Here is a 12,833-nt window from a genome sequence, read left to right as displayed (position 1 = left end):
ACTAATGGAAGTTAGCTATCATTTGGCCACTCTTGGCTATTTTAAAATTAAAGGAAGTGCCTTCTCCAATATTTGATTGTACATGAATGGTACCGCCCATATGCTCTACCATTTTTTTAACCGTAGCCAATCCTATGCCATGGCCTTTTTTTCCATCCTTATCCTGACCTTGAAGTACCGTAAAAATTTCAAAAATCTTTTTTTGGTCGTCCAGGGCTATACCCGGCCCATTGTCCTGGACACGAAATTCATAAAATTCATCATCCTCCAAGATGTGTAGTTCTATGTATGTCTTTTCCTTGTCGTTGTATTTAATGGCGTTGGCAATAAGATTGATCAAAATTTGATCTATGGCGGTCCTATTGGCAAAAATACTTTCCAAACTAGAACGGACCTTAAATTCCAATGTATGCTGATAGGAAAAAAGGCTTAAAATCTCCTCTTTAATATCGTTTACACCTATCTCTGTTATTTCCTCATCAAGTATTGAAGCACTTTTACTGTATTCAAGTAAGCCGTCTACAAGTCCTTTAAGCGTTTCTGATGAACTGTTGATATATCCCAGCATGGTTTGCCCTTCATTATCCAATTGCTCCCCATAGGAGTCTTGAAGTAACATAGACAATGCGGATATGTTGTTCAATGGAGATTTTAGGTCGTGCGCGGCAATATATGCAAAGCTTTCCAGTTCCTTGTTTTTGTCCTCCAAAGCTACCATTGAATCTTTCAATAGCTCATTTTTTTTCCGGAGTTCAAGTAAGTTCATAACCTGGGAAGCAAGGGCCTTCAAGGATGTAATTTGGCTTTTGCTCAAATCCTTCGGTTTGTTGTCCGCAACACATATAGTTCCCAGGGGAGACCTTTTGGACTAACTAATGGTACCCCGGCATAAAAAACTACTCCGGGGTCACCCGTAACAAAAGGATTCTCGTTAAAGCGATCGTCGCATCTGGAATCCTGAACAATCAAAATATCCTTATCTTCTACAATGGTATGCGAGCAAAAACTAACTTCTATGGGTGTCTCTGAAATGGATAGTCCATGATGTGATTTAAACCACTGGCGATTATCATCCAGTAAGGTGACCAAGGAGATTGGGGTTTCACAGATTTCTGCAGCAATTGCAGTTAGATTGTCGTAATCTTTTTCCGGAAGACTGTCCAATATGGAATAGGATCGTAATTCCTTTAAACGTAAGGCTTCTTGAGGATGTTTGTTAGCGATTTTCATTTGGGGGGATTTTACTTCCTTTCAAAAATAGTAAATTTTTGTAAGATATTTATTACTTTTAAGCAATATAACTACTTAAGCTTGATGTTTTTTGCTCAATCAAAAACTTTATTGAAATTATCAATTTTAGGTTTAAATGCTTTGCTAATAACGTTTCAAAAAGGTATTTCGTATCAACAACTTTAAAGGACCGAAGTACTTATTTCTAAATCGGCATGTTGCCAAGCGTTTTGGAATACTTCTATGACTTCTTTGGCTTCTTCTGTTTTTCCTTGCTCCATTAAGCTTTTATGAAGCCCCATAAGCGACCAACCGTTTTGCCGGAGCGTGGCTAAATCTTCACGATATACTCTTTCGGCTTCTTTATATTTTTGTGCTTTTAGCAAAATGGCACCCATGGTTTGCCTAACGGGGATATGCCATGCACTGGGTTCACTATAGATTAAATTATCTTCCAGAGCGATCCCTTTTTCGAGGTGTTCCAAGGATTTTGGAAAATTGCCCTCGGCCGCAGCCAATTCCCCTGCAATTACCTCATGGGCCACTTTGGCAATATTGGAAGATGGATTGGTGTAATTGGCGATGAGTGTTTCCAGTTCCGTATCTTCTGTCATGAGGGCTATGGCTTCCAGTTCTTCTTTGGCTTCCTTAATGTTGTCTTTTCTTAAAAAGGCAATCCCGCGGGCATAGTGCCATATAAGTTTAAGGTGTTTATAATCGTCTCCCGGATAGGGAATGGTCAATATTTCATTCCATTTCCCAAATCTAGTGTAAGCCAGTAATGGGGTTGAGGCAAAATCTTGCAGGAAGGGGAGATTTATCATTTCGCCAATGGGTACTTTTTCCGCAGTTTTTTTGGCAGCATCAATGGCCATGTCACTGGCGCCCAACAAGCTGGAAGCAGACCATAGGAAGTGAAGGTTATGAGGGTAATAACCCAATGGGTACATACCTTGGGAGTAACATTGTGAAATATAATCCTCATCGGCCAAAATGGCTGCTTGATTGGTTTTTACGGCATCTTCATATCGCCCTACCCTAATATATATATGTGAGGGCATATGCACCAAATGGCCCGCTGCCGGCATAAGTCCAGCCAGTCTGTCCGCACTGGCAACAGCAAGGTCTGGCTTGGGCAGCTCTACCATATGAATATAATAATGGTGCGCTCCGGGATGATCTGGGTTAAGTTTCATAGCCTGTTCCAAGGCTGTTTTTCCATTGAGCGTATTGGGAGCGGGATTCCCGTTATTGTCCCAATAATTCCATGGTGTGGTATTCATTACTGCTTCGGCATATAGGGTTTGGATATCGGCATCCTCCGGATATTTTTTTACAACATCGGCCATGGCATGCATATAGTTCTTGTTTAATTCATCTATTTCAACTGAAAGGTTACTACTGTACCGCGTACTTAAAGCGTTAATGAGCGCCCGTTCCTTGGACGATATATTGGATGTTAACTTCTTGGCTTTTTCAATGGCCTCATAGGACTTTGTTTTACGTTCATCGTCTGGAAAGGGATCGTTAATATTGGGCCCCAAGGTGTAAGCTTGCCCCCAAAAAGCCATTGCTGCATTTGGATCTAAGCGAGCAGCTTCCATAAAAGACCTGTGTGCCTCGGCATGGTTAAAGGCATAACTGAGCTTTAAGCCTTGGTCGAAAAATTGTTGCGCCCTTTTATTGGTTGTACTTATGGGGTAATGATGATTTCCAAGATTTTTGAATAAGGGGGCAATTTGTTGGGTGGTGTCCACATTGGAGAGTAGATATTTTGCCACCGTACACTTAATGGAAGAAAAGCCTGCATTTTGCGGAACCTCTATTACTGTGGGCCTTTCAGATCTGTTAAAATTGTAGATCACTATCAGAAGTAGGGCTGTAAGTGCCGTAAGAATCATTTTTGTTTTCATGATGCCAAAATTTAATGCGAGGCCCCCCCAAGCTATTGCTTTCAGGAACAGGTCCTCTTGATTAAAGAATACTAGTGTTCAATTTGTACGTTGTAGGCCTCCAAGGCCCATATTTTCCAACCTGTTTTAAAACAGTTTAATGCTGTAACGGGTTGCTAGGATCCTTAAAAAACAGCATGCCTCTAAAAAAAGGTCACAACAACTTTAAAATAACATGGGGGGTAATACAGTAAACTGTGAAGTAAGCACGTTTGCAATGCCTAGTACAATTTCAATGTAAAAGTAGAAAATTTTAATGAGATATAGTGTTTAGGGAGAGGGTAAAATACTGTAGACGAGTGGTTTGTGTTTTGGTGGTAAGCGGGCTGTTTGATATACAGCAGTGAAGGTCTAATGTTAAGTACCGTAGCTTCTGCAAGCCTAAATAAGTCCTCTAGCCTTAATTTCCAGATATTTGTTAATGGTATTGATGGTCAAATTTTCGGGTTTGGTAAGAATGGTCTGTATACCGTGCTTTCTTAATTCGTTTACTATCAGTTTCTTTTCATAGACAAACTTTTCGGCAATGGTCTTTTCAAATATCCCTAGGGTGGTATTTGGAATATCCTTGGTAAATTTGATCAATTCGGTATTTTCAAAAAATATGACTACCAACAAATGTTGTTTGGCAAGTGCCTGCAAATAGGGGAGCTGTCGTTGTAAGGCGTCCAAGGTCTCAAAATTGGTATAAAGTAATAAGAGACTTCTGTGGTTTAAGTTTCGTTTTATATCAACGTACAATCGGGAAAAATCACTTTCCACAAAATTGGTTTCAATATTGTAGAGTGTTTCCAAAATAAGGTTCATTTGAGAACTTCTTCGTTCCGCAACCACCCGGTTCTCTATTTTGTTACTAAAGGTAAACATACCGGCTTTGTCTTGTTTTTTTAGGGCGATATTGGATATCACCAAACTGGAGTTAATAGCGTAATCCAATAGGCTTAGGCCATTAAATGGCATTTTCATGACCCGCCCCTTATCTATAATAGAGTAGATGGGTTGCGATTTTTCATCCTGATATTGATTTACCATCAATTGGCCTTTTTTGGCGGTTGCCTTCCAATTAATGTTTCTAATATCATCGCCTTGAACATAATCTTTAATTTGTTCAAATTCCATGGTATGACCTATGCGACGTATTTTCTTTAGACCGTATTCAAACAATCTATCGGAAAAAGCCATAAGGTCATATTTCCGAAGTTGTAGGAATGAGGGGTAAACAGGGACCGACTTATTATGGTCAAAGCTGTACTTTTTGGAAATAAACCCTATGGGAGACTTGGAGAAGACTATTAGATCCCCAAATGAATACAGGCCTCTTGTTGTGGGTCTAAGTTGATAGGTATATTGTTTTTCCATACCCTTTCCTAAGGTGGTGTTAATTACAAAGTCGCGTTTTTGAAATTGGTGTGGAATTTCGTCCAAAACTTTTAATTGCACCGGAAACAAATAGGAGTTGGAAAGGATTATTTTAATCTGGTTTTCATCCCCATTGGATAGTTTTTCGGGCAATAGGCGACTGGCATGGACACCACCCTTGGAGGCAAACATCAGAATAATATCAACCAAAAAAAACAATAAAAAGAAATATAATAATAGCTTCATTACCCCTAAAACATGGGGATACATGTATGATATTAAAAACCCAATAACCAAGCATGTTAGAACGAAGAAGAATCGCTTTGCCAAAAAGATATTGAACAGGAACTTTTTCATTATTAAAATTTAAACACTTTTAATTTTGGTCACTGGGATTGGGTGCTGGGTTATATTGGCAGCTATTTGCTGAATAGGGATATTGCCTATCGCGGTATTTCAATGGCCTCTAAAATTTGTTTTATCACTTTTTCCGTAGTAAAGCCCTCCATTTCCCTTTCTGGAGTTAGTAATACCCTATGGCCAATGATGGGGACTGCTACTTTTTTTATGTCGTCCGGGGTAACAAAATCACGACTGTTTATAGCTGCCAATGCCTTGGAAGCATCCATTATGGCGATAGAGGCCCTTGGTGAGGCTCCTAGATAAAGATTGGCATTGCTGCGGGTATTGTTTACGATGCCGGCAATGTATCGCATCAAATTATCTTCGATGACTATTTCTTTTACGATGTCCTGATAGGTAGCTATTTCTTGGGCATTGAGTACGGTGCTTACCAAGCCTTCTGCATCTTTGTTCTTTTGGTGATGCTTGTTTTCCAATATCCGTATTTCCTCTTCCAATGAGGGGTATTCTACCTTAATTTTAAATAGGAAACGATCTAATTGTGCTTCGGGCAAACGATAGGTACCTTCTTGTTCTATGGGATTTTGGGTGGCAAAGACCAAAAAAGGAGGTTGCATGGCGTAGGCAACTCCATCTATAGTGATTTGTTGCTCTGCCATAGCCTCAAAAAGTGCGGCCTGTGTCTTGGCAGGGGCACGGTTTATTTCATCAATTAAGATAATGTTTGAAAACAATGGCCCTTTTTTAAATTCAAATTCCGAAGTCTTCACATTAAAAATAGAGGTGCCTAGAATATCGCTGGGCATAAGGTCTGGGGTGAACTGTATCCTACTAAATTCAACGCTCATCGTTTTGGCAAGGAGTTTTGCGGTTACCGTTTTAGCCACTCCGGGTACCCCTTCTATTAAAGAATGTCCGTTGGCAAGGATAGAAATAATAAGTAGTTCTATCATATCTTCCTGGCCTATGATAACCTTTCCCAGTTCTTCTTTTATTCTATTTACTGAATTCTGCAGCTTGTTTAGGTCTATTCTACTTTTAAATTCCACCGGCTTGTTGCCTTCCCCTTTCTGAATATCTTCCATTCGTTAGTGTTTAAGTTTATTCAATTTTTTTTCAAGATTTATTAGATCCTGTTCACTGTGTTGTTTCTTGTTTTTAAGCTGTATCAAGAGATCTATAAGGGCTTTGGTCTCGGCTATTGGTTTTCCGGTTTTGGCCGATAGATCCCTCACGGTCTTATCGTCTAAGATTACAGTATTAATATGATAATTACTTCTAATATGCTCTAGAAAGAAGTTAATTTTTTTATAGATCAGATCGGTATAATCCCTATACTCATAATAGAGTCCACCAACTGTCTTGGCAAATTCAATGGAACTATTTTGCAAGGGTCGGATAATGGGAATGATACGTTGTTCCCTTTTGGCCTTAAATATCACAAAAAGCAAAATACCACTAATGCCGAGGTAATAGGCCCATTTTAAAGACGTTTGATTTAGTACAAAGCGCATTGGGGAGTCTATTATTTTGCGGCCCGATTTTTTGTAATTATCCCAATAGAGATCCACATTCCTTAAATAGGATAGACTGCTGCTTACATAATTCTCATTTCCTCTAAGCATATAATAGTTGGTAAAGGTCTGTGGGGTGCTATTGAGATAAAAATTTCCTTTTCCAAACTTAACTTTGATAAAATTTGGGCTTGTAATGGTATGCTGTTTTTCTGATTTTAAGGGCTGGTCTTCCGAGCTATAGGTAATATTCCCTAAAATGGTGGTGTTTAACGAGTCTACTGATGTAAAATGTGCGTTGTATGCTCCACGGGCCAAGGGATAGGTTTTGTTGGATAGTCTAGGGTTGCTAAGACGTATTTGCAGGGTGTCCTCCGAAAGTGTATACATTGTCTCCACCCTTAGATTCAAAGTGTCCGATAAAATACTCCCAAAGTTGGTGGCCGCTATAAAGCTGTCATTGCCCTGGTATACATAGTTCAGTAACTGATTGGATTCTTGCTTGTCAAGGTCCAAAATATCATTGATTATTAAATAACTGGAAGCTTTGCTACTATCCCGATGGGTTAAAACATTGTATAAACTTTGGTTTGTAGAAAATATTTTCTGATTGGGAAACAGCTCTTTAAGCTCTTGATGCAATACATAGCACCCAAACGGTATTTTGTCCGAGGAGGTATAGGACGGACTCCAATTTAGGGGTTTGGGGCGTACAATTTCTGTGGCCATGATCCCAACGAGAACGGCTATAAATATCCCTAGGATTATTTTGGAACGCTTATCCATTGGCCTTCATCTTATAGAGGCTGGTAAAGGAATGCTGAACAGCCTTGTATCTTTCTTCGTCAATCTCTTTTTCTCCGTACCAGATATGATCATACACATAGGAAACATCCCTAAAGAGTACTTTAACTTTGGGAAGGTCTATTTCCTTCTGGTAATCCAAATTTGTTTTTTCATAATCCCATGCAATAAGCTGTTGTTGAGCCAGTGTTTTCAATACTTTTAGGTATTGATAGCGTATGGCCAATCGGTAATTCCTATGTGTTTGGGCTTCGCTTATTAACGAGTCCAGATCCAAATCAGCTATATGTTCCTCTTCCAAATTTATATCCATGGAGGAGGTGGCTTTTTTTCTAAAAATGGCGGAGGCGTTTTCCCCGCTAAAGAATTTTACCAAAAGGTATATGGCCACTAGAACCAAAGCAAAGTACACTATGTATTCCAATACCTGTATGGTCCCTGGGGGAAGGTCTATTCCAAATACGTTATTTAGGACATCCAAAAGCCACGAAATTAAACGCGATAGTAAATTTTTAGACTCCCCATCCTTTAGGTTGTAATTAAATTCTTTGCCTTGGTACTTTTCCACCAAGTTTCCTTGAAAAGTACGCAACGCCATATTGGTCCTAGTGTCTACGGGCATGGCTAAGGAATCCCGTACCCCTTGCGATATACCGGAGTAGTGGACCAAAAAACAGAATATGGTGGCGTATTGGAACTTTATCACTGGTCTTGCAATCCTATTTGATCAATTTTGCTTCTGGAATTTAGGTTGTACATTTTCTCGTGCAGTGAAAAATACAGTAATCCATTAATAAATTGGGAAAGACACTGTGAATACACTGCTATTATTAGAAACATACATGTTCCCAAAGTATAGATGATGGTTGGTACTATGGAGGACCCTAGAGCAACATCGTTCTGTACCACATGAAAAGTATAGATACCTACCAAAATTCCAGGAATTATCATTACAACCATAATAAGTAGACCAATGAGAAGTCCCAGTATAAAATTGACTCCTACTGCTGTCCAAAAGTTTTTGGTAACCAGGTTCCATCCCTCCCCTAAAGCCTCTATTATCCCTCGCTTTTCCTTCAACATTACAAAAAAGGACACGCCAACCCAGGCCATGATGAAATACTGCAGAACATATTGCGCCAACATACCCACTAAGGGAATAAAGGCAAGTATAAAGGCCACTACCATTAGAAGGACAAAAAGCAGTAATATCAATAGTATAAAAAGAACTATGTTTCCTAGATTACTTTTTATTTGCTGCCATACCTCCTCTTTGTTAAAGCCCTGCCCCTTGTATTCCTCATATTTTATCATATAGGAGGTACTTAAACTATAATTTAGAATGGCAACCATTAAGAAGATAAAGAAGAAGAGTACTCCTCCCAGGCCAAAGTATATTAGATATGCATCTGTTCCAAAGCCCACCCCATCCAAGAAGGTGTTTTGTTCGTTGCTAATAAGACCTATGACCCCAGAAACCAGTAAATAGCTAACAAGTAAAAGTCCAATCAGAAAAATACCGTTGTAACCAATAAAGATATTGGTGAATTTTTTTAGGTTTTGTTTAAAAAAATCAAAGTAAAGAGTGATCATATCACCAAAGTCCCTGTTTACTCTCAGTTCTATATAATTGTCCTTATTTTCTCTTTGCATAAGATTGGTTTAATAATATGGGATAAACAACATAGTAGTATACGATCAGGGTCAGTGAACTGCCAATGATAAGAAATGCCAACCAGGGCGGCATATTGGAATATCGTGTGATAAATCCTTCTATAAAACCAGCGAGTATGAAAAATGGGATAGTGCTTACCACTACCTTTAACCCTGCTTTGGCCCCTTTCATAAATGATACCCTCCTGGAATAGGTTTTGGGGAATAATATGCTATTTCCCATAATTAATCCTGCACACCCAGCAATTATTATTACCGATATTTCAATGGTACCGTGGAGCCATATCTGTTTATTTGCCTGATAGAAAACATCCTGGGTATAAAAAAAGGTAATAAAGGCCCCCAGCATAACGCCATTACTGAACAAAATATAGGCAGTGCCAATACTGCTGATTACTCCAAAAGAAAAGGCTAAAAAGGCTACTCTGATGTTGTTTATGGTAATGCCCAAAAAGGATCCAATTTCACTGCCTCCCTTGTATATGGCAGTTGGGTCTCCCTTGGCAATATTGTTTAGGGTCTCGTTTACATAGGCATCCCCAAGAATCAACCTTACAAAGGTACTGTCGTTCAATACCGATAGGCTTCCTATAGCAGCTGCAATGGCAAAGGTCAGGAACGCTACGCCCAGAGTGCTGTGGTATTGTTTAAAGAACAGTGGAAATTCAACTTTCCAAAAATCAATAATTCTGTTCCGCTGTTCTTTTTTGTTCTTATATATTTTTTGATGTGCCTGTGAGGCCAAGGAATTTAGGTACAACAGCGTTTTACTGTCCGGGTAGTAAGTTTGGGCATAAGACAGATCATTGGTCATCTGAATATAGCCATTGGCAAGTTCATCCGGATCAATGTGTGGATTAAAGTTAATAGCCTTTTCAAATGCTATCCATTTTTCTTTATTTTGCTTCACAAAAGCTGCCTCACGCATACGGGGATAATCCTTTAAAAAATAAAAGTAGTGCTAATATGTCCAATCTTCAAATCAATACCACGCAAAATGTTAACCTAGATTATAAAATTGCTGGTATTGGCGAAAGAATCCTGGCATTTTTAATTGATGGGTTTATTTTATATCTCTACGCCGTCCTCGTACAAGTAATAGGTAGTGCCTTGGGATATGTGTTTGATGATAATTGGACTACAATAGGCTTGGTAAGTCTTATTTTTTTGCCGGCCATGTTGTATAGTTTGCTTATGCATAGTCTGTTCAACGGAAGAACGGTAGGTAAAATGATTTTGAAATTACGAGTGGTAAAATTGGATGGTTCTCCTGTGCATTGGTCCAATTTTTTGGTTCGTTGGATGTTGAGATTGGTAGATATTTGGCTGTTCTTCGGGTCCGTGGGGCTATTGACAATTTTGTTTACGGACAAAAAGCAGCGTTTGGGAGATGCTGCGGCCGGAACAGTGGTGATCAGTACTAAAAATAAGGTAAATATATCCCATACCATTTTGGAAGAGGTAGCACAGACCCATGTCCCGATTTTCACCAATGTTACGATACTGAGCGATAAAGACGTGAGGCTTATAAAGGAAACCTACCAAATTGCCAATAAAAGTGGGGATTATAGGACCATGAAGGCCTTACGCGATAAGGTGGAAAGCCTTCTAAATTCAAAGTCGGAACTATATGACCGGCAGTATATAGAAACAGTATTGAAAGATTATAATTTTTACACCCAAAACTCATAGCCCATGTTTTATTTTGTAATCGACATTTTAGGAGTCATTGCCTTTGCTATCTCGGGGGTTTTGGTAGCAATGGATAAGAAACTGGACCTTTTTGGGGTTTTCATTATAGCCTTTGTTACGGGGGTTGGTGGGGGTACCCTTAGGGATTTGTTGATTGGGAACACTCCGGTATTATGGATGCAGCAACCCTTTTATATCTATACCGTAATTGTCACGGTTATTTTCGCTATAGTATTTAGGGATAAATTAAAATATCTTAGAACATCATTATTCTTATTTGATACCATTGGAATTGGATTGTATACCATGGTAGGTATAGAAAAGGGACTCAATATTGGCTTACTACCCATAATGTGTATATCCCTAGGTACCATTACCGCCTGTTTTGGAGGGGTTATCAGGGATATTCTCTGTAATGAGATCCCTGTTATTTTTAGTAGAAAGGAAATCTATGCCACTGCCTGTATTGCTGGAGGAGTGAGTTATTTTTTAATAAGGAAATTGCCCTTGGACAATGCGTATGCCTATGTCGCCGCCATTCTTATAATTATTGGCATCCGAATTTTGGCCGTTAAGTTTAAGATTGCCCTCCCAAATATATATGGCTCCGAATCCAATAAGTAACAGTAGTGATTATTAGCGGTTAACCCCTGACTATAGGGCTGCCGTTGGCTTGTAAATTAAGATCAGTCTGGGGATTCAAAAAATGCCCTTGAAGTATAAATGATAAAAAGGGACCATCCGCCATACCCTTTGGCCTAATATGGTTACTTAACTACCTCGGCCTTGAGAATATAGATGTTTTGTGAGGGCCAGTCTCCACTGTCTACAGGTTGCTGATTAATTTCGTCCACCACGTCCATGCCGTCTATAACTTTACCGAAGGCAGTATAGCTTCCATCCAAATGATAGGAGCCGGGGTTGGTAACCACTATAAAAAACTCGTAAGGAGAGGCCAGCATATGTGGATTGTTTATTTCACTGCTGGGCATGGATATGGTACCCCTATGGTGTTTATAACCTTTTTTTGTGTCTGGCGGAAGAAGATAGCGCCCAATTTTACTTCTTTTTTTTGCGGTCTCCAAATTATCGGCATTCCCTCCCTGGATAATAAAATTCTTTACCACTCTGTGAAAGTAGGTGTTGTTAAAGTAGCCCATTCTGGTGAGGTATATAAAGTTGGCCTTGTGGTAAGGAACATTGTCATACAGCTGAATGGTTATCTCTCCAAATGTTGTAGTTAATTTAACCTTGTTCTCCTTTAGGGTTTTGTTGTAGTTGTAGAAGAACTCAATGGCGTTATCCTCGGTCAATTCAAATGCCTCTTCCTCTTTTTCCTCGGTTTCCTGTTGTTTGGGGACAGAATCGGTGATTGTGGTATCTACTTGCGTTACAATCTCAGTCCCGGTATTGTTGTTGGTGGCCTGGCGGTCTTTGCAGCCCATCAATATAAAAAAAACAAATAGTCCCAAAAATGAAATTTCTCTTACTGCCATGTACTTTTATTAAATTTAATCCTTTGTTAAAAGACCGTTCAGCCTAATAAGGTTGGTGGTTTTTAATTAATTTGCCGAAAATTACAAAAAAATCGAGTTTGTGGATTTTGATGATTTTTCCAAACGAATTTCAAAAATAGACAATCTGGAACTTCCGGGCAGGGCTTCACATTATAAAATGGTCCCGGCATTTAGGGCGCAGGAATTGGAATCGGGCAAGATTTTGAAAAAGAATCCCAGGCTCGCAGCAGTAATGGCCCTTTTTTATCCCGGCTTGGCAAATAATACTAACCTTTTGCTTATACTAAGAAATACTTACAAAGGAATTCATAGTAACCAGATAGCATTGCCAGGTGGGAAAATGGAAAAAACCGATGCTGATTTGTTGGATACAGCCTTGCGCGAAACCTATGAGGAGGTTGGGGCGGTTAGCGATCATATCACTGTGATCCGTTCCCTGAGCGAGGTGTATATTCCACCCAGTAATTTTGAGGTAACTCCATACTTGGGGCTATATAAAAAGGAAAGACCTTTTTTAATGGAATCCGATGAAGTAGCCGCTATTATTGAGGTTCCGCTATTGGATTTTATGGATGACCGGAAAATATTTCATCAAATTTTATCCACCTCATATGCTAATAATGTTGAGGTACCCGCCTTTAAATTAAATGGTTATACGGTTTGGGGGGCTACTGCAATGATGCTAAATGAAATTAAGGAACTGTTTAGACAAGTGTTATAAGGCACTT

At 39.2% G+C, this 12,833-nt stretch carries 13 protein-coding genes; 3 read left to right on the top strand and 10 right to left on the bottom strand.

The genetic code is table 11. From position 1 onward, the window contains the following. Position 1: 1 nt before the first annotated feature. The 9 genes from EHW67_RS10475 to EHW67_RS10440 form a co-directional block, all read right to left on the bottom strand. Positions 2 to 814, bottom strand: coding sequence for a sensor histidine kinase (locus EHW67_RS10475; protein WP_238389895.1), 813 nt, complete (start codon positions 812 to 814; stop codon positions 2 to 4). After that, a complete protein-coding gene (locus tag EHW67_RS20690; protein WP_238389894.1) occupies positions 811 to 1,230 on the bottom strand; it encodes a GAF domain-containing protein in 420 nt (139 codons plus the stop codon). The genes EHW67_RS10475 and EHW67_RS20690 overlap by 4 nt, the downstream gene beginning before the upstream one ends. Positions 1,231 to 1,412: 182 nt before the next feature. Continuing rightward, on the bottom strand, positions 1,413 to 3,143 hold the full coding sequence (locus EHW67_RS10470; RefSeq protein ID WP_126162334.1) for a tetratricopeptide repeat protein: 1,731 nt from the start codon (positions 3,141 to 3,143) through the stop codon (positions 1,413 to 1,415). A 420-nt stretch (positions 3,144 to 3,563) separates the two neighbouring features. After that, positions 3,564 to 4,898 carry a DUF58 domain-containing protein gene (locus tag EHW67_RS10465; protein ID WP_126162333.1) on the bottom strand — a complete coding sequence of 445 codons (1,335 nt, stop codon included), beginning with the start codon at positions 4,896 to 4,898 and terminating at the stop codon, positions 3,564 to 3,566. 86 nt (positions 4,899 to 4,984) lie between these two features. Continuing rightward, positions 4,985 to 5,989, bottom strand: coding sequence for an AAA family ATPase (locus EHW67_RS10460; RefSeq protein WP_126162332.1), 1,005 nt, complete (start codon positions 5,987 to 5,989; stop codon positions 4,985 to 4,987). Positions 5,990 to 5,992: 3 nt separating this feature from the next. Beyond that, a complete protein-coding gene (locus EHW67_RS10455; protein ID WP_126162331.1) occupies positions 5,993 to 7,204 on the bottom strand; it encodes a DUF4350 domain-containing protein in 1,212 nt (403 codons plus the stop codon). Next, a complete protein-coding gene (locus EHW67_RS10450; RefSeq protein ID WP_126162330.1) occupies positions 7,197 to 7,928 on the bottom strand; it encodes a DUF4129 domain-containing protein in 732 nt (243 codons plus the stop codon). Before EHW67_RS10450 ends, EHW67_RS10455 begins: the two co-directional genes overlap by 8 nt. Then, positions 7,925 to 8,875, bottom strand: coding sequence for a hypothetical protein (locus EHW67_RS10445; protein WP_126162329.1), 951 nt, complete (start codon positions 8,873 to 8,875; stop codon positions 7,925 to 7,927). Before EHW67_RS10445 ends, EHW67_RS10450 begins: the two co-directional genes overlap by 4 nt. Continuing rightward, complete coding sequence (locus tag EHW67_RS10440) at positions 8,859 to 9,824, bottom strand: stage II sporulation protein M (RefSeq protein ID WP_126162328.1); 966 nt, start codon at positions 9,822 to 9,824, stop codon at positions 8,859 to 8,861. Before EHW67_RS10440 ends, EHW67_RS10445 begins: the two co-directional genes overlap by 17 nt. A gap of 38 nt (positions 9,825 to 9,862) precedes the next feature. On the opposite strand from EHW67_RS10440, the gene EHW67_RS10435 reads away from it, so the two are divergent. Next, a complete protein-coding gene (locus EHW67_RS10435; RefSeq protein ID WP_126162327.1) occupies positions 9,863 to 10,588 on the top strand; it encodes an RDD family protein in 726 nt (241 codons plus the stop codon). 3 nt (positions 10,589 to 10,591) lie between these two features. After that, positions 10,592 to 11,212, top strand: coding sequence for a trimeric intracellular cation channel family protein (locus EHW67_RS10430; RefSeq protein WP_126162326.1), 621 nt, complete (start codon positions 10,592 to 10,594; stop codon positions 11,210 to 11,212). Positions 11,213 to 11,355: 143 nt separating this feature from the next. Here EHW67_RS10430 and EHW67_RS10425 read toward each other — a convergent pair whose 3' ends face one another. Further along, entirely contained in the window at positions 11,356 to 12,084 is a 729-nt protein-coding gene (locus EHW67_RS10425; RefSeq protein WP_238389893.1) for a peptidylprolyl isomerase, read from the bottom strand. Between the two features lie 100 nt (positions 12,085 to 12,184). Here EHW67_RS10425 and EHW67_RS10420 point away from each other — a divergent pair, with 100 nt between their 5' ends. After that, positions 12,185 to 12,826 carry an NUDIX hydrolase gene (locus EHW67_RS10420; protein ID WP_126162325.1) on the top strand — a complete coding sequence of 214 codons (642 nt, stop codon included), beginning with the start codon at positions 12,185 to 12,187 and terminating at the stop codon, positions 12,824 to 12,826. Positions 12,827 to 12,833 lie beyond the last annotated feature (7 nt).

Origin of the sequence: Arenibacter aquaticus (genome assembly GCF_003957295.1) — a bacterium.
GTDB classification, from domain to species: Bacteria; Bacteroidota; Bacteroidia; order Flavobacteriales; family Flavobacteriaceae; genus Arenibacter; species Arenibacter aquaticus.
The sequence above is the reverse complement of the archived record's forward strand: the minus strand, read 5'-3'. Positions and strand labels throughout refer to the sequence as shown.

Coding starts and splice junctions, on each gene's coding strand:
- EHW67_RS20690 (WP_238389894.1), bottom strand. CDS start 1,230: ATGAAAATCGCTAACAAACATCCTCAAGAAGCCTTACGTTTAAAGGAA.
- EHW67_RS10470 (WP_126162334.1), bottom strand. CDS start 3,143: ATGAAAACAAAAATGATTCTTACGGCACTTACAGCCCTACTTCTGATA.
- EHW67_RS10465 (WP_126162333.1), bottom strand. CDS start 4,898: ATGAAAAAGTTCCTGTTCAATATCTTTTTGGCAAAGCGATTCTTCTTC.
- EHW67_RS10460 (WP_126162332.1), bottom strand. CDS start 5,989: ATGGAAGATATTCAGAAAGGGGAAGGCAACAAGCCGGTGGAATTTAAA.
- EHW67_RS10455 (WP_126162331.1), bottom strand. CDS start 7,204: ATGGATAAGCGTTCCAAAATAATCCTAGGGATATTTATAGCCGTTCTC.
- EHW67_RS10445 (WP_126162329.1), bottom strand. CDS start 8,875: ATGCAAAGAGAAAATAAGGACAATTATATAGAACTGAGAGTAAACAGG.
- EHW67_RS10440 (WP_126162328.1), bottom strand. CDS start 9,824: ATGCGTGAGGCAGCTTTTGTGAAGCAAAATAAAGAAAAATGGATAGCA.
- EHW67_RS10435 (WP_126162327.1), top strand. CDS start 9,863: ATGTCCAATCTTCAAATCAATACCACGCAAAATGTTAACCTAGATTAT.
- EHW67_RS10430 (WP_126162326.1), top strand. CDS start 10,592: ATGTTTTATTTTGTAATCGACATTTTAGGAGTCATTGCCTTTGCTATC.
- EHW67_RS10425 (WP_238389893.1), bottom strand. CDS start 12,084: ATGGCAGTAAGAGAAATTTCATTTTTGGGACTATTTGTTTTTTTTATA.